The organism is Persicimonas caeni (assembly GCF_006517175.1).
GTDB lineage: Bacteria > Myxococcota_A > Bradymonadia > Bradymonadales > Bradymonadaceae > Persicimonas > Persicimonas caeni.
Genome location: NZ_CP041186.1, coordinates 6,159,409 through 6,177,332, shown reverse-complemented (window position 1 = coordinate 6,177,332; position 17,924 = coordinate 6,159,409). Strand labels below are relative to the sequence as shown.

General features: G+C 65.6%; 11 protein-coding genes. 7 read left to right on the top strand and 4 right to left on the bottom strand.

All coding sequences use genetic code 11. The features are described 5' to 3' along the window. The first annotated feature begins 95 nt into the window (after positions 1–95). Together FIV42_RS22880 and FIV42_RS22875 are read left to right on the top strand one after the other, a co-directional pair. Positions 96–4,112, top strand: a complete 4,017-nt coding sequence (locus FIV42_RS22880; protein ID WP_141199940.1) for a DUF4215 domain-containing protein — start codon at positions 96–98, stop codon at positions 4,110–4,112. Further along, complete coding sequence (locus tag FIV42_RS22875; RefSeq protein ID WP_141199939.1) at positions 4,109–4,894, top strand: alpha/beta fold hydrolase; 786 nt, start codon at positions 4,109–4,111, stop codon at positions 4,892–4,894. The genes FIV42_RS22880 and FIV42_RS22875 overlap by 4 nt, the downstream gene beginning before the upstream one ends. Positions 4,895–5,067: 173 nt before the next feature. Here FIV42_RS22875 and FIV42_RS22870 read toward each other — a convergent pair whose 3' ends face one another. The 4 genes from FIV42_RS22870 to FIV42_RS22855 form a co-directional block, all read right to left on the bottom strand. After that, positions 5,068–6,537, bottom strand: a complete 1,470-nt coding sequence (locus FIV42_RS22870) for an aminotransferase-like domain-containing protein (RefSeq protein ID WP_141199938.1) — start codon at positions 6,535–6,537, stop codon at positions 5,068–5,070. Between the two features lie 170 nt (positions 6,538–6,707). After that, positions 6,708–11,381, bottom strand: coding sequence for a DUF4215 domain-containing protein (locus FIV42_RS22865; protein ID WP_168210873.1), 4,674 nt, complete (start codon positions 11,379–11,381; stop codon positions 6,708–6,710). 310 nt (positions 11,382–11,691) lie between these two features. After that, the gene (locus tag FIV42_RS22860) at positions 11,692–12,084 is read right to left on the bottom strand and encodes a PIN domain-containing protein (protein WP_141199936.1); all 393 of its coding nucleotides are present in this window, start codon (positions 12,082–12,084) and stop codon (positions 11,692–11,694) included. 13 nt (positions 12,085–12,097) lie between these two features. Continuing rightward, the gene (locus FIV42_RS22855) at positions 12,098–12,685 is read right to left on the bottom strand and encodes a lysophospholipid acyltransferase family protein (RefSeq protein ID WP_141199935.1); all 588 of its coding nucleotides are present in this window, start codon (positions 12,683–12,685) and stop codon (positions 12,098–12,100) included. A 126-nt stretch (positions 12,686–12,811) separates the two neighbouring features. Between FIV42_RS22855 and FIV42_RS22850 the strand changes: the two genes are divergently transcribed. From FIV42_RS22850 to FIV42_RS22830, 5 genes are all read left to right on the top strand, one after another. Then, positions 12,812–13,717: a DUF1853 family protein gene (locus FIV42_RS22850; protein WP_141199934.1), complete on the top strand. Its 906-nt coding sequence runs from the start codon at positions 12,812–12,814 to the stop codon at positions 13,715–13,717. 91 nt (positions 13,718–13,808) lie between these two features. Continuing rightward, positions 13,809–14,522, top strand: a complete 714-nt coding sequence (locus FIV42_RS22845) for a hypothetical protein (protein ID WP_141199933.1) — start codon at positions 13,809–13,811, stop codon at positions 14,520–14,522. A gap of 22 nt (positions 14,523–14,544) precedes the next feature. Next, positions 14,545–15,480 (top strand): rhomboid family intramembrane serine protease, encoded by a 936-nt coding sequence (locus tag FIV42_RS22840; RefSeq protein ID WP_141199932.1) that lies wholly within the window; start codon positions 14,545–14,547, stop codon positions 15,478–15,480. Between the two features lie 32 nt (positions 15,481–15,512). Beyond that, entirely contained in the window at positions 15,513–16,430 is a 918-nt protein-coding gene (locus FIV42_RS22835) for a LamG domain-containing protein (protein WP_141199931.1), read from the top strand. A gap of 120 nt (positions 16,431–16,550) precedes the next feature. Beyond that, positions 16,551–17,840, top strand: a complete 1,290-nt coding sequence (locus tag FIV42_RS22830) for an NAD(P)/FAD-dependent oxidoreductase (RefSeq protein WP_141199930.1) — start codon at positions 16,551–16,553, stop codon at positions 17,838–17,840. Positions 17,841–17,924 lie beyond the last annotated feature (84 nt).

Sequence of the window (17,924 nt, the reverse complement as noted above, 5' to 3'; positions counted from 1 at the left end):
GCCCCCAGATTTTCGGTCCTTCGTGTTGCTACGTGAGAGTGCATCCATTACTTGTGGATCGTGCTCTCACATCTGCAACGTGGAAGGATCGAAGAATGAAGACCGGTAGTTGGAAGTCGACGGCGTCTCTCGCCCTCTTTGCTGGATGTTTGCTGTGGTCGGGCCTCGCCTCGGCGCAGACGACCATCCCCGGCGGCACCGTCATCAACCAGACGTGGACGTCGGCGAATAGCCCCTACATCATCCAGGGCGACATCACCGTGCCTAGCGGCGCGTCTCTGACGATCGAGCAGGGGGTCGAGGTTCACTTTACGAGCAGCGACAACATGAGTTCGGGCTCGGATACCAGCCGCGTCGAGCTGATCGTCGCCGGCGCCATCGACGTCAACGGCACCTCGTCGAACCCGGTCAAGTTCATCCCCGACACCGGCACCACGGCCGCGGGCACCAATCAGTCGCACTGGTGGGGCATCCACGTCGAATCGACGGCCACGCAGGCCGACTTCGACCACATCGACCTGCAAAACGCCCAGAACGGGCTGCGCACCGACGCCACAGGCTCGGTCCTCAACCTGCGCGATAGCGTGATTCGCAACACCTACAGCGAGTCGCTGCACATCACCGCCGGCAACGTCACCGTCGACACCGTCGAGTTCTACGACGGCAGGTACCGGGGCATCGAGGCCTTCAACGCGGGCACGGTCGCCACAGTGACCAACTCGAAGATCTACGACAACGGGAACTACGGCATCCTCGCCACCAACGGCGCCGAGCTCGACCTGACGAACTCCATCGTCAGCAGCAACTCGAGCCATGGCCTTTACCTGGAGCTGGAGAACGGCTCGTCGGCCACCCACGACATCGTCAACTGCACCATCGACGACAACGGCGGCTCCGGCGTCTACGTTCGCTCCGTGTCGGGCACGTCGGCTCGCGCCAATGTCCTGAACTCTCTGGTGACCAGCAACTCCTCCTACGGCATCCAGGCCCAGTACAACTACGGCACCATCGACGTCTCCTATTCGAATATCTGGAACAACACCTCGGGCAACTTTTACAACATGTCGGCCACCGGCGCGGGCAACCTCAACACGAACCCGCTGTACGCCAATGCCCCCACAGACTACGCGCTGACCTCGCGGTCGCCGGCGCGTTTCGGCGCGGACAACGGCCAAGACATGGGTGCTGTCCCTTACGCCGGTGCACAGACGACCAACTGGACAGGCTATCTGTGGACGGACACGACATTGACCGCGTCGAATAGCCCCTATCTGATCACCGGCGACCTGACAGTGCCCAGCGGGGTGACACTGACGATCGAAGAGGGCGTGGAGCTTCACTTCGACGCCGGCGACCAGATGCTCGCAGGCTCTTCGGTCAACCGAGTCGTACTGACCGTCGCGGGCGCCATCGACGTCAACGGCACTTCGTCGAACCCGGTCAAGTTCATCCCCGACACCGGCACCACGGCCTCGGGCTCCAATCAGTCTCACTGGACGGGCATCCACGTCGAATCGACGGCCACGCAGGCCGACTTCGACCACATCGACCTGCAAAACGCCCAGAACGGGCTGCGCACCGACGCCACAGGCTCGGTCCTCAACCTGCGCGATAGCGTGATTCGCAACACCTACAGCGAGTCGCTGCACATCGCCGCCGGCAACGTCACCGTCGACACCGTCGAGTTCTACGACGGCAGGTACCGAGGCATCGAGGCCTTCAACGCAGGCACGGTCGCCACAGTGACCAACTCGAAGATCTACGACAACGGGAACTACGGCATCCTCGCCACCAACGGCGCCGAGCTCGACCTGACGAACTCCATCGTCAGCAGCAACTCGAGCCATGGCCTTTACCTGGAGCTGGAGAACGGCTCGTCGGCCACCCACGACATCGTCAACTGCACCATCGACGACAACGGCGGCTCCGGCGTCTACGTTCGCTCCGTGTCGGGCACGTCGGCTCGCGCCAAGGTCCTGAACTCTCTGGTGACCAACAACTCCTCCTACGGCATCCAGGCCCAGTACAACTACGGCACCATCGACGTCTCCTATTCGAATATCTGGAACAACACCTCGGGCAACTTTTACAACATGTCGGCCACCGGCGCCGGCAACCTGAGCGCCAACCCGCTGTATGTGAACGCCCCCACGGACTACTCGCTACAGTCCTCGAGCACGAGCATCGACGCGGGCACCGCCAACGGCGCGCCGGGCTTTGATATCGAAGGCAACACGCGCCCGGTCGACGGCAACGGCATCAATGGCGCCGAGTACGATATGGGAGCCTACGAGTACGGCGCCTCGTCGGTGTGCGGCGACGGCGCGGTGGGCGCCGGTGAGTCGTGCGACGACGGCGCGAATAACGGCTCGTACGGCTACTGCAACGCCACCTGTGACGGCCTGGCCGCCTACTGCGGCGATGGCACCGTGCAGAGCAACCACGAGGAATGCGACGACGGCAACTCCGACAATACCGACTCTTGCACCGACACCTGCGAAAGCGCCACCTGCGGCGACGGCTACGTCCAGTCCGGCGAGGCCTGCGACGACGGCAACTCCGACAATACGGACTCGTGCACCACGGCGTGCGCCGCGCCTACCTGCGGCGACGGCTTCGTCCAATCGGGTGAGACCTGCGACGACGGCAACTCCGACAACACCGACTCTTGCACCAACACTTGCGAAGCCCCCACCTGCGGCGACGGCTACGTTCAGTCGGGCGAAGAATGCGACGATGGCAACAACATCGACACCGACTCGTGCTCCAACGCGTGCACGACAGCGGGTTGTGGCGACGGCGTCGTCCAGTCGGGCGAAGAGTGTGACGACGGCAACTCCGACAATACCGATAGCTGCCTCGACACCTGCGTGGCCGCGAGCTGCGGCGACGGATTCGTCCAATCCGGCGAGGCCTGCGACGACGGCAACTCCGACAACACCGACGGGTGTCTGAACACCTGCATCGCAGCCACCTGCGGCGACGGATTCGTCCACGCCGGCGTCGAGTTGTGCGACGACGCTGACGCCGACAATACCGACAACTGCCTCGACACCTGCGAGCCGGCGAGCTGCGGCGACGGTTACGTGCAGGCCGGCGTCGAGCAGTGTGACGACGGCAACAGCGTCGAGACCGACGGCTGCTCGAATAGCTGCACCACGACCTTCTGCGGCGACGGCGTCGTCCAGTCGGGAGAGGCTTGCGACGACGGCAACGACGACAACACCGACGGCTGCACTACCGAGTGCGCCAACGCGGTCTGCGGCGACGGCTACGTCGAGGCCGGCGTCGAGGAGTGTGACGACGGCAACAGCTCGAATACCGATGCGTGCACCAACGCCTGCCGCGACGCGGTCTGCGGCGACGGCTACGAGCACGCCGGCGTCGAGGGCTGCGACGACGGCAACCAGAACGACACCGACGGCTGCACCAACGCGTGCAAACTGGCCACCTGCGGCGACGGGGTGGTCGACCCGGGCGAAGAGTGTGACGACGGCAACGCCTCGAACACCGACCTTTGCCTCGACACCTGCGTGGCGGCCAGCTGCGGCGACGGCTTCCGCCAGCAAGGCGAGGCCTGCGACGACGGCAACGACGACGACACCGACGACTGCTTGAGCACGTGTCAACGCGCCGGCTGCGGCGACGGGTTCGTCCACGAGGGCGTCGAAGAGTGTGACGACGGCAACGGCAGCGACGAAGACGCCTGCCTGATCACCTGCGAAGAGGCGACCTGCGGCGACGGCTTCTTGCACGAAGGTGTCGAGGAGTGTGACGACGGCAACACCGAAGACGGCGACGGCTGCTCGGCGAGCTGCCTGACCGAAGCGGGCGACGACGTCGGTGCCGATGCTGGCGCTGACGCCGGCTCGGACGCCGGATACGACGCCGGTGCCGATGCAGGCGCCGATGCCGGATACGACGCCGGCTCCGACGCGGGCGTGGGCGCCGACGGCGGCCAGACCGTCGAAAACGGCCAGACTGCAGCCGACGAAGGCTGCGGCTGCTCGGCGAACCAAGACTCGCCGAACCCGGCGAACGGGATCTACCTGTTGCTGGTCGCCTTCGGCCTGGCCATCCTGCGACGCCGCACGAGCCACACCAACCGATGAGCACGTTCACCACCTACACGACCGGCCGGGCCGACGCCCGGCCGGTCGTGCTCATCCACGGATTCATGGGAAGCGCGGCCGACTTCGGCGACCTCGCCGAGGGGCTGGGCGACGAGCACCATTGTGTGTGCGTCGACCTACCCGGCCACGGCGACCAGCCGCTCGGCGACGCCGAACTCTCCCTCCCCGACCTCGCCGACGCCCTGCGTACCGAAATCCTCGACGAACTCGACCAGCCCGTGCTCGTAGGCTACTCGATGGGCGGCCGCCTCGCCCTTCAGACCGCGCTCGACCACCCCGAAGCCGTCGACAAACTCGTGCTCGTCTCGACCTCGCCGGGCATCCCCGACGACGACGCCCGCGGCGATCGCCGCCAAAAGGACCGCGAGCGCGCCACCGAGATCCGCCAAGACTACCCCGCCTTTCTCGACCGCTGGTATCGCCTGCCCATCTTCGGCGAGTTGCGCCAGCATCCCAACTTCGAGGCGATGCTCGCCCGGCGCCTCCAGAACGATCCCGAGGCGATGGCGCGGGTCATCGTCGCGCTGAGCCCGGGCCGCCAGCCGTCGAACTGGCACCGGCTCGACGAGCTCGACGACACGACCTGGCTCGTCGGCGCCGACGACCCCAAATATGCCGCCCTCGGCGCCCGTCTACATGGTATCGGACACCATGTTGGAATCGCCGAACACGCCGCCCACGCATTGCACGTCGAGCGCCCCAATTGGCTCGCCGAACAGCTCGAAGTGCTCATCGACGTGGCCGGCGAGCCGGCCGAGTGAGCGGGCAGTGGCTTAGATATCGTCTCTCGTGATCACGACGTTCCCGTCGTCGATGAGTTGAGGCAGCAGCGATCGCGGCAACGCGTCGATGAAGTCCGGCGCGGTGTACGCCTCGATGGAATGGAAGCCGTCGCGGTCGAACTCGATGACCGCTGCCGCCTCTCCTGTCAGCCTCAGCCACGCAACTGCTCTTCGACGAGTTCGCCGAGTCGGCGCACCGATTGCCGGGTGCGCGCCGTCCACGAAACCGCACAGTTCAGCCGGATGAAGTTCTGGAACTTGCCGTCGGGCGAGAACATCGGACCAGGCCCAATGCCAATCTTGTGTTCCAGCGCCTGCTGGGCCAAACGGATGCTGTCGACCCCTTCGGGAAGCTCGAGCCACAACAGATAGCCGCCTCGAGGCTGGTGGGCGATGGTTTGGTCGGGGAAGTAGGCGTCGACCAAGTGCAGCATCGTCTCGACGGCGCCGCGAAATGCCTCGCGGAGTTGTTTGAGGTGATGGTCGTAGCCGCCCTCCTCCAGAAACTCGGCGATGGCCATCTGCTGGGGCGTCGGGCTGGCGACCGAACTTGTGGCCTTGAGCTTGGCGACCTTCTCGCGATGCACGCCCGGAACCATCCAGCCGATGCGAAAGCCCGGCGCCAGCGTCTTGCTGAACGAGCCGCACCACAAAACGTCGGCCTCATTGTCGAAAGCGCGCAGGCTCCGAGGCCGCGCGTCGCTGTAGGCGAGCTCGGCGTGCACGTGATCTTCGATGATGGGAAGACCATGCTCGCCCGCGAAGGCGAGGATTTGCTCTTTGGTCGCGTCCGGCATCAGCGCACCGGTGGGGTTGGCGATATTGGGCATCAGGAAGATGGCGTCGAGCGATTTTCTGCGATGCGCCTCGCGCAGCGCATCGAGGTTCATGCCCTCCTGCGGGTCCGCCGCAATCTCGACCGGAATCACGCCGCATTGATTGAGTTGCTCCAAAAAGACGTAATAGGTGGGCGAGGCGACCGCGACACGCATGCCCGGCCCCAACACCGCCCGCACGCTCAAGAACAAGGCTTCGCACGCCCCGTTGGTGATGACGACGTCCTCCGGGCTGATCGACACCCCTGCGGCGACCGCTCGCCGGGCGATTTGGACGCGGAGGGGCTCGAAGCCTGGTGAGGGGCAGTAGCGAGCGGCCACGGCTGGCTGATGCCGCACTACGCGGCTCAGGAGCCTCGAGAGGCGGTCGGTGGGGTAGAACTCGGGATTGGGTAGCGCCACGCCGAGCTGGAGGACGTCGAGGTTGGCGCCGGCGACGATCATGCGCACCGTGGGGTCGTCGCTGGCCGACGCGACATCGAATAGTTTGGGCGTGGTGTCCCAGCTCGGCGGCGCGGCGGCACCTACCCTCGGCTGACGGTCTTGCACCGACTGGACGAAATAGCCCGACCGGGACCGCGCCTCGACAAAACCCCAGTCCTCCAGCAAGCGATAGGCGTAGACCACTGTGGTGCGACTCACCGACAACTGCTCGCTCAACTGTCGAATCGAGGGCAGTCGGCTGTCCGTCTCGTAGGTCCCCTCGGAGATCAGCTTGCCGAGCCATTCCGCCAACTGGCGGTACAATGGCTGATTCCCGTCTCGGTCGAACGGGTTCTTAGACATAAAGAAAGCTCGAAGCCTGAGTAAGTGGCCGCTCGTGCACCACACATGTTACCTAAAAGGTACACACACGAAGTAGCAGCTATTCCTCTGCCCCCGAAGCAGGCGCCCGGGGGGCGGAGAGCCCGGCCCACGTGAGCGGGCCGGGCCGGGTTGGAGGGAGCAAGGGAGGCTTACGCCCCGTCGCGGCGTCGACGACGCCAGCCGAGGAGGAAGCCGGCGAAGGCGACTACCAGGGCGCTGACAGGTACGTCGGAGGGAGCGCCGCCGGTCGAGCAGCTGCAGCCCTCGCTTTCGGCGGTCTTGGAGTGATCGACCTGGTCGGCGTCGATGCCGGCGTCTGCACCTGCATCTCCACCGGCATCCCCACCGGCGTCTGTTCCGGCGTCCCCACCGGCATCTGCACCGGCGTCGGCGCCTGCATCACTACCGGCATCGCTGCCGGCGTCTGCGCCTGCATCCTCGGTCATGCAGGCGGCGCTGCAGCCGTCGCCGTCGAGGGTGTTGCCGTCGTCGCACTGCTCGAAGCTGCGTCGCACGTAGCCGTCGCCGCAGGTGTTGAGCAGGCAGGTGTCCAGGCAACCGTCGGTGTTGTCGGTGTTGGCGTCGTCACACTCCTCGCCGGCCTGAATGAGGCCGTCGCCGCAGGTGGAGAGCTTACAGGAGTTGGTGCACCCGTCGTCGTCGATGTCGTTGCCGTCATCGCAGCCCTCGTTGGCGCGGTCGAGGTAGCCGTCGCCGCAGACGTTGTACTGACAGGTCGACAGGCAGCTGTCCTCGTCGGAGGAGTTGCCGTCGTCGCACTCTTCGCCCTCTTGGACGATGCCGTCGCCGCAGCTGGCGAGTTCGCAGGCGTTGGTGCACCCGTCGTCGTCGATGTCGTTGCCGTCATCGCACTCCTCGACGCCGTTGTGCACAATGCCGTCGCCGCAGGTCGCCTTGGAGCAGTCGCTCAGGCACGCGTCGTTGTCGCGGTCGTTGCCGTCGTCGCAATCCTCGACGCCGACGTGGACGATGCCGTCGCCGCAGCTGGCGACGGTGCAATCGTTGAGGCAGGCGTCGCCGTTGTCCTGGTTGCCGTCGTCACACGGCTCGACGCCGGTCTGGGCGAAGCCGTCACCGCAGCGGGCGATGCGACAGTTGCTCAGACACTCGTCGGTGTCGATGAGGTTGCCGTCGTCACACTCCTCGCCGTCTTGGAGGATGCCGTCGCCGCAGGTGGGCACGGCGCACTGGTTCGAGCAGCCGTCGTCGTTGACGGTGTTGCCGTCGTCGCAGGTCTCCACGCCGGTGTGGATCAGGCCGTCGCCGCAGCTGGCGACCACGCAGGTCTGAAGGCAGGCGTCGTTGTCGTTGGTGTTGGCGTCGTCACACTCCTCGACGCCGGCCTGGACGTAGCCGTCGCCGCAGCTCGCCAGGGTGCAGGTATCGAGGCAGGCGTCGGTATTCGACTGGTTGCCGTCGTCGCACTCTTCGACGCCGGCCTGGATGAATCCGTCGCCGCAACGAGCGACGTCGCAGGTGTCGAGGCATCCGTCGGTGTTGTCGGCGTTGCCGTCATCGCAGGCCTCGCCCGACTGGACCACCCCGTCGCCACATACCGGAAGCGTGCACGCGTTGGTGCAGCCGTCGTCGTCGACGCTGTTGGCGTCGTCACATTCCTCGACGCCGGTGTGCACGTAGCCGTCACCGCAGCTGTTGGCCACGCAGGTGTCCAGACAGCCGTCGTTGTTGTTGCTGTTGGCGTCGTCGCACTCCTCGGGGCCGTTGGTGAAGCCGTCGCCGCACGACGGGCCCATGGCGGTACAGGTGGTGTTGCAGGAGTTGTAAGTGCCGTTGGAGGCGCCGTCGTCGCAGTACTCGTTGCCCTCGATCTTGCCGTTTCCGCAGACCGGGTCGGGCACGAACTCGTAGGCGCCGATATCCCACTCGTCTTGGCCGTCGTTGTCGGCGTCGATGGGGCGGGTGTTGCCGTTTCGGTCGTGGGTGGGCGCGCCGGTGCCGTTACCTTGGTCGATGAGCACGCTCGAGGGGTCGAGGCGCAGATCCGCCGGCGGAGCCTGGAAGAGCGGATCGGCCGACACGTTGCCCACGCCGTTGCTCGACACGCTCTGGTAGTCGCCCGAGGTGTTGCCCCACAGGTTGCTGTAGGTCACGTTCACGGCCGCGCCCGAGCGATTGTAGATGCCGTAGCGGCCGTTGACCGCCGAGATCGAGTTGAGCATGTCGACGCCGACATTTCCCGCCCCCGCGCCGGTGATATAGATGCCGTCGTAGGTGTTGCCGTACACGGTCACGTTGGCCATGCCGATGCTACTGGGCGTGTCCGTCGTCAGGTGCAGGTTGAAGCCGTACTGGTTCGAGTAGCTGACGATATTGGTCAAGTGCGCCCAGGCGCGCCCGTCGTCCGAGTCGATCAAGATCCCCGGCCCGTCGTTGTTGTGCACGGTGATCGAGTCGAGGTTGGCCCCCTCCGACGAGATCCAGACGCCGGCGAGCTGCGAGAAGCGCACGCTGGCGTCGGTGATGCTGTTGGCCTGGTCGGCGTCGTAGTGGATGCCGTAGCGGGCGTACTCGACCACGATATTGTCGAGCTGGGAGTTGGTGGCGGTCGGGGCCATGTAGATGCCGTACCAGTTGCCCGTGGTGGCCGGGTCGGACTTGAAGCGCACCGCGCTGGTGTTGCCCGTGGCGACTTCCACCGTGCCGTGCACGCGGAACTCGGAGCGGGCGGTGTCGATGCCCGCGCCCATCAGGTCGCCGGACTGGAAGATGAACTGCACGCCAGGCTCGATCGTCAGGGTGACGCTCTCGTCGATGGTCAGGTCGCCGGGGACCACGTAGGGGCTGTTGGCGCGCGTCAGCGTCAGGTCCGCCCACAGGGTGCCGTAGAGCCCCGGAGTGGGGTCGTTGGCGTACGGAAGCGCGCCGATATCGCCGCCGGTCGAGCTCGCAAAGCGCGCCGGGGAGTTCTCCGTCAGACGAAGGTTCGACTGCGACACGTAGATCGGGTTGGCCGAGAAGTTGCCCGTCCCCATCGTCACGTGGCCGGTGAAGTTCGAGGAGCGGTTGCCCCACGAGTTGTTGTAGTTGACGTTGACGCTGCCGTAGGTCGTGTTGCGGTACACGCCGTACGAAGAGTTCGAGGTCACCAGGTTATTCGTCAGATGCACCGTCGCGCTCGTGCCCGAGCGTTGGACGATATAGATGCCCGTGCGGTTGTTGTGCACCGTGGAGTGGTCGATGGTTGTGTCGGTCAAGCTGGTGCTGTCCTGCTCGACGTAGATGCCGTCGACGTCGTTGTCGCGCACCAAGGTGTCGTTGAGGGTGGCGGCGGCGGCCGGATGCACGCGAATGCCCGCCCGGTTCGACACGACGTCGACCGCATTGAGGGTCAACGTGCCGTTGCGCACCTCGATGGCGTCGTCACCGCTCTCGCGGATGGTCGTCTCGGTGACGGTCGTGGCGATGTCGGCGTCGTAGTCGATGCCCTGGTAGGCGTACTCGATGGTGGCGTTTTTGAGCACCACGCTCGTGGCCGTCGGCCCCACCCAGATGCCCTCCCAGGCCGAGCGCGACGTCGTCGGGCTCGTCATGAGGATCTTGCCGGTGGACGTGCCGTTGGCGTTGAGCGCTCCCTCGATATTGAGCTCGACGCGAGTGGAGATCCGACCGCTTTGCATCAGGTCAGTCGCCGCGAATTGCAGCTCGACGCCCGGATCGATCGTCAGGGTCACACCGCTCGGAATCGTCAGGTCGCCGGGCACGGTGTACGGGCTATTGGTCACCGTCAGTTGCTTGTCCGCCCACAGCGTCCCGTAGAGCCCGGGGGTCTGGTCGCCGGCGTAAGCGAGCGCGCCCAGATCATCGCCCTGCGAGCTCTGGTAGCGCGCCGGCGAGTTCGACGTCAGGTGCAGGTCCTGCGAGGAGACGAATAGCGGGTCGGCCGACATGATCTCGACGCCCGACTGCGCCAGCGTGGCCGGATAGAAGTCTCGCGACTGCCCCCACACGTTGACGTACAGCAGGTTCACCGAGGCTTCATTTCCGTAGGTGCGCACCCCGTAGCTGCCGTTCTTGGCGATGATGCTGTCGCTGACGATGGTCGTCGCCGTCGAGTTGGTGGTGTTGCGCACATACACGCCGTTGGTGGTGTTGCCGTAAATCGTCGAGCGGTCGATGGTCGCCTGCTCGGACGTATTCGTGCCCTGGCGCACCTCGACGCCCGAGCCGGCGTTGTGGGCGACGACCGTGCGTGTCAGCGACACGGCCGCCGGCTCTTCGACGTACACGCCGCCCCCGCCATTATCCTCGATCGTCGTGTCGGAGATCGCCGGGCTTCCGGCGGTGACGTTGAGCCCGATATTGCTGGCGTCGTGAATCGAGCTGTGCAGGATCTCGAGGCGCGGCCCCGCCGCGGCGGTGTCGACGCCGTGGAAGGCGTGGGCGATTTCGGCGTGCTCGATGCGCACCGCGGTCGCGTTCGAGCCGACCACGAGTCCTCTCCAGTGGCCCCGAGCAGGGCTGCTCAAGTTGGGCTTGAAGATGACCGGCGCGGTCGACGTGCCGTTGACCGTCAGCGTGCCGTCGACGACGAACTCGACGCGCGCGGTGTCGACGCCGCCCGCCTGCGAATCGCTGTCGGCAAACCAGACTTCGACCCCGGCCTGAATCTCGAGGGTGCTCCCCTGGGGCACACGGACATCGCCCTGGATCAGATACGGACTTCCCGTCGTCGTCCACTGTGCGTCGGTGATATCACCGCCGGGCACCGTCGTGAGCGCCTGGGCCGGCTCGGCGAGCGCGACGCCCGCCATACAACCAATCAAAACAACAAACAGACGCATCAAGCGTCTGCGACATACTGCTTGCAACATCGCTTCTCCTAAACAGAGACCGCCCCCGACGCCCCTCGTACAGTCAGCACTCGGGAAAGCGTCACAGCGGTCAACTCGAAATTGTAAGAAATCCCCTTTGATTTCGAGGTTATCAGCGAGAGGAGATGCGAAAAGGTACAGTTGGTGGGAGTTTCGGGGGGTACAGATGGCCATCGGGTGGCCCGACAGCGAAACTCTCCGCAAAATTCAGCGAGGCCGAAGGTCGGGTTCGTCAATGGCCTGCGCGATGATGTTGAGTGCCGCGCGGGTGTGATCTTACTCAAGAGACGAACTCGGACGGCGTGAACACCTCGACGGGCAACTGCTCGCGCGGCCCGAGCAGATCATCGTCGTTCGTCACGACGGGCACTCCCGCCGCGTGGGCCAGCGCGGCGAATTTGCGGTCGGTCGGATCTTCGACGAGCTCGAACTCCTCCGGGTGCGTCTCACCGTCCCAACGGCCTTCCTCGCCGAACAACGCCTCGACGTCCTCGTGGGACAGCGGCGGGATTTTGCGGAGCACGGCCAGGGTCTCGCGGCGCGTCTCCTCGTTCCACACCAGGACAAGCTCGCCCGAGCGAATGGCGTCGACGAGCTTGCGCGACGCGCTGCTCGAGTTGAACCCCGAGCCGACGAAGACGTTGGTGTCCAGGATGGCTTTCGAGGTCGGCATAACGCTCCGTGGGTCAGGAAGCTAGATCAGCAGACTCTTCTTCGTTGCGAAGCCGGGGCTCGGTGTAGGTGTCATGTCGCTTCCCCTCTTTGTCGGCGTAGAAGGCGCGGATCTGGTCCATGACCTCCTTTTTGGACTGCGAGGCGTCGACCATCGGCCCCAGCCCGCCTTCTTTTCGACCCCAGTCGAGAAACCCGAGCACGATCGGCACGCCGGCTTCGCGGGCGATATGGTAGAAGCCCGACTTCCAGTGATCACGCTTCGAGCGCGTCCCTTCGGGCGCGATGCCCAGCGCCATGGCGTCGGCGTCGTCGAAGGCCTCGGCGATCTGCTCGACGAAGCCCTGCGAACTGCGCCGGTCGATGGGGATGCCGCCCAGCCGGCGCATCAGCCCGCCAAAGGGCCAGCGAAACAGGGTGTGCTTGCCGACCCAGTAGAACTTCATGTCGATCGTCTTGGCGACCGCCAGGGTGACCGGGAAATCCCAGTTGCTGGTGTGCGGGGCGGCGATGATGACGAACTTGTCGACGTCGTCGGGCACGTCATTGCGAACGGTCCAGCCGGTCGCGGCGAGGTAGGCTTTTGCGAGGAGTTCGAACACGGTTAGTGTACTTCCTGAGTCTCGGGTCGTGTGAGTCGTGTGTGTCTCGAGTCTTGGGGCTTGGGGCTTGAGTCTTGGGGCTCGAGGCCCGATCCTGTGGACACCTTAACCTTCACGAGCAAATTTGTGCACTACGATGTCTATAAGTACCGCACCCAGGCTGCGCGCGACCTCGCTTGGGCGCTGACGAGTCCGAGCATGATGGCCCACGAGTTGGCGGTCGACGAGCGCTGGGGCGAGCTCGAGTTGGCGCGCAACCAGGGGCTGATGTCGCGGCTCGACGACCGCGGCTCCGAGCTCATCCACGCGCTTCGAAACCGCCAGAGCGGCCGGCTCGGCGAATACTTCGAGATTCTGCTGATCACCTGGCTCGACCAGATCCCGCCGGCGACCATCGTCGCGTCCAACCAGCAGGTCTCTCGCGGCGGTCACACAATCGGCGAGTTCGACCTGGTATTCCGTCGCGATCGGGTGGTCCACCATTGGGAGCTGGCCATCAAATTCTACCTCGGCCACCCCGGCCCCCACGGCGAACAGTCGTGGTACGGCCCCAACCCCCGCGATCGGCTCGACAAAAAGTGGCGCAAGATGTGTCGCCACCAGCTCCGCCTGGCCGACAAGCCGGCGGGCAAAGAGACGCTGCAGAAGCTCGGCGTCGACGAGCCCGTCGAGCCGGCGGCGTTCATCAAGGGCTACCTCTTCGAGCCGCTCGACGAGGCGTTTGCGGTCGACCATCACCCCCACACGAACCCGCACGGGCTTCGCGGCTGGTGGGTACATCGTGGCGCGCTGGCCGACTTCGAAGAGCGGCTCGACCCGACCGGGGAGCGCCGTTGGGTGACGCTGTCGCGGCTGCGATGGATGTCGCCGGCGTGTCCCTTTGACGACGACACGCTCATGAGCTTCAGCATGTTGCACGGCACGCTTCCGCCAAATCGAGCGAGTCTGGTGGCCGGCCTCGAAGAGACTGAGGACGGTTGGCGCGAGGTCACCCGCGGCTTCGTCGTCCCCGGACGCTGGCCGCGCCGTTAAACACCATCACCGATGGTCGTCGCTTGCAGGCGCAGGCCGCGCTCTGGCACAGTGACTCAAACCTCGTCACGGCCCAATGGGAGCCCTACGGATGCGACCTTCCTCATCGCTCACACTCTTCGAACTGACCACCTTCGGCCTCATCATCGTGGCCATCGGCGTGGTCATTTCTGGCGTGCTCGGCGCCAACCGGCTGTGGCGACGCCGCGGCTGGAAGAAGGTCGCCGGCGAGATGGACCTCTTCTGCGACGAGTCTCACCACGTGCTCGAGGGGGAGCGCTACGACGTCCCCCTGGTCGTGCGCGTCGAGGAGATGGCCTCGGGCACCGGCACCAAGACGGTCACCCAATACGAAGTGCCGCTGGGCGGCCGAGGCATCCCGCCGATGCGCCTGCAACCCGAGCAGCGAGTCATGGGCGTCCAGCTCGACGCTTTGCTCAAGCGCACCGAGATGGAGGTTGGGCTGAAGGTGCTCGACGACGCCTTCATCATCACCGGCGACGACGAAGAGGCCATCGCCGAGTTCTTCAAGCGCTCGGGCGTGGCCTCCGCCCTGCTCCGCTGTGTCAAAAACGTGCGTGGCCGGCTTAGCTACGGCAAAGGCCGACTGCGCATCACCCACGATGGCATCGCCGGCGACAAGAAGCTTCGCCACAATATCGACGAGCTCACCCGCTGTGGCTCGGCGCTCGCCAAGGCCGGCGAGGCCCAACTGGCCGACTTCTCGTACTCGTCTGACGCCGCGGACCTATCCGAAGACGAGGCCGAGGACGAAGGCGATTCGGCCAAATTCGGCGCCTGGTAAGTCATAGGACAGTCTGAAACTGATGCGACAAGCACCTCCCTTAGCACGCGCTCCCCACTACCCGGTCACCGCCGGCGTCGGGCTGCTCGCCCTCGGCACCACCCTGCTGTGGTTCGCCGGCTACGATATCGACGCGCTCACGCTCAGCTACCAAGCCTTCGGCAGTGAGCCGTGGCGCCTGGTGACCTCGGCGCTGCCCCACATCGACATCCTGCACATCCTCTTCAACCTGTACTGGTTGTGGGTCTTCGGCACCTACGTCGAGGAGAAGTGGGGTCACCCGCGCACGTTCTTGCTCTTCTTGGTGCTCGCGGCGGGCTCGGGCGCAGCCGAGTACGCGGTCTTTAGCGGCGGCGTGGGCCTGAGCGGCGTCGGCTACGGACTCTTCGGCTTGTTGTGGATTGCCGGCAAGCACGATCCCGAGCACGCCGAAGTCGTCGACAGCCAGACGGCGATGGTCTTCATTGGCTGGTTCTTCCTGTGCATCGCCGCGACCGCCGTCGACGCGATGAACGTGGCCAACGTCGCCCACGGCGCAGGCGCCGTGCTCGGCGGGCTCGTCGGATGGGCGGTGGGAAGCCGCGGCGCCAAGCGTATCGCCGCCGGAGTCGCCACGGCCGCTGCCTTTGCGCTGATGCTCGCCGCGGGCGGCCCCTTTCGGCCGGCGGTCAACATCACGGGCGGCGGCCTCGACCGCGAACTCGCCGCCCACGAGGCGCTCGAAGACGACGATTACGAGCGCGCCCTCGACATCTACGACGAAATCCTCGCCGACTACGGCGACAACGCCCGCTGGCACTTCAACCGCGGGGTGACCCTCGCGCGCATGGGCCGCTACGGAGACGCGCTCGACGCCTACGAAAAGGCGGCCGAGCTCGAGCCGGGCAACGAGAAGTTCCAACAAACGGTCGACGAGCTGCGCGCGTGGATGCAGTCGATGCATCTCGAGCTGCAGTGACTAGTAATTCTTACAAATCGGATGGAGTTCCTATGATCGCGAAGCCCTCACGCCACATCGGCTCAATCACCCTCGCCGCAGCTCTCGGCTTTTTGGCCGGCTGCGCCGGTTCGTCCGCCTCGCAGCCCGACGAGCCCTCGCCCAAAGAAGCGAGTGCCGAAGAGACGGCCGCCGAGCCCACTACGCCCGACATCCCCGACTCCGAGCTCGTCTTGTGGCTGCGCCCCGAGGCGAGTCAGTTCGAGACGACCGGTGACAAGGTGACCAACTGGAAGGACGCCAGCGGCTACGGCAACGACATGATCGCGCCGGGCAACACCTTTCGGCCCACGCTCGACGCCGACGCCTTCGGCGGCCGCGGCGCGGTGCGCTTCGACGGCCAAGACGACATGCTACTGCGCGACGGCTTCTCGCCCGAGCGTCTGCCCATGGCCACCGTCTTCATCGTCGCCGCCCCCGCCGCCAACACCGGGCAATTCGACGGGTTACTCTCGGCCGGAAACCGCAACGCCGAGGATTCGTTCACGGGCTTTCACGTCGACCTGGGCGGCGGCGCCTGGACCGGCTGCGACGAAAAGTACCCCGACTCGACCACCGCCCTGAACACCATCAACGTCCAGAGCGCCAAGACGACGGTCACCTGCGGCCAAGACTTCCTCGAGGACTCGGTCCCCTTCGCTCGCCCCGCGCTCATCAGCGTGACCATCGACGACACCCAGACTGCGGTGCGCTTGGATGGAAAAGAGCAGAAGGTCGCCGGCGGCGGGCCCGACTTGTTGACCGTGCCGCAGGTGCGCCTGGGCGCCCGGTTCCACCGCCAGAAATACCAGGGCTACTACGACGGCGCGATTTCGGAGGTGCTCGTGTACGGCCAGAGCCTCTCGGAGGCCGACATCGCCAAGGTCGAGGCGTACCTGGGCGACAAGTACGGCATCGCCATCTCCCAGTAAGGCCGCACGCGCAGTAGCGTCGCCCGCCAGGCACATCTGCAACGGTCCGCACCTCTCTCGCGGTGTTTAGTTTTCGAGAGTCACGCCGCTTTGGCGAACTCGATAGCCGGGAGAGAGAGCATGAACGCAGATGTCATTATCGTGGGAGCCGGCTTGGCCGGTTTGACGTGCGCGAAGCGCTTGGAGGAACAGGGTCGGAGTGCGCTCATTTTGGAGGCATCCGACGGGGTCGGCGGGCGCGTTCGTACCGACGAGGTCGACGGCTTTTTACTCGACCGCGGCTTCCAAGTTTTTTTGGAGGCTTACCCCGAGACCCAGCGCTTCCTCGACTACAAGGCCCTCGACCTCCAACGGTTCAAGCGCGGCGCGATGATTTGGACCGGCGAGAAGTTCACGCGTCTGGGCGACCCTCGCAAAGACGTCATCGGCGGAATCAAAGCGGCGGTCTCCGACGTCGGCGGGCTCGCCGACAAGGCCAAACTCGCCAAGCTGTGGTCGAAGCTCGAGCTGGTCAAGGCCAACGGTATCAGCTCGAAGGGCAAACACCAGACGACCCTAGAGGCGCTGCGCGACTTCGGCTTCAGCGAACACATGATCGAGCGCTTCATGCGCCCGCTCTTCGGCGGGGCGATGGTCGACCCCGAGCTCGAAAACTCGAGCGAGCTCTTCGACTTCATCTTCTCGATGTTCGGCGCCGGCGACACCTCCCTGCCCGCGCTGGGCATGGATTCGGTGCCCAAGCAACTGGCCACGAGCCTCACACGCAGCGACATTCGCCTCGACACCCGCGTAGCCCGCGTGGCCAAGGGAGAGGTCGAACTCGACGACGGCGATGTACTCGAAGCCGAACATATCGTGGTGGCGACCGACGGCCCGGCCGCCTGCGAACTGATCGACGGGTTGGAGACCTGCGAGATGCGCGGGTCGATGACGGTGTACTTTTCGGCCCCCGAGCCGCCTTACGACGAGAATATCTTGGCGCTCAACGGCACCCACCGAGGGCCCATCAACAGCCTGACGGTGGTCACCAACACCGCGCCGGCCTACGGCGACGGCCGCCGCGCGCTCGTCTCGGGCTCGGTGCTGCGCGTGGTCGAAGACGAGGAGAAGCTCATCGCCCAGTGCCGCGCGCAGCTGTCGCGCTGGTTCCACGGCGTGGCCGACTGGGAGCACCTGCGCACCTACGTGCTCCACAACTCGCTGCCCCGCCAGGCCCCCGACACGATGCCGCCGGTGCACAAGAGCCTCGACATGGGCCACGGCGTCTGGGTGTGCGGCGACCACCGCGACACCGCCTCCATCAACGGGGCGATGCTCTCCGGAAGACGCGTCGCCGAGGCGATCGTAGAGGCGTCCCGCTGGGGCTTTCTCGAGCAGCCCGGCCCCGAAGAGCCCCGCCCGCGGGTTTGATCATCGGTGCGCGGGCATCTTCGCCCTCGCTAGCTCCGTGCGCGGGCATCTTGCCCTCGCTAGCTCCGTGCGCGGGCATCTTGC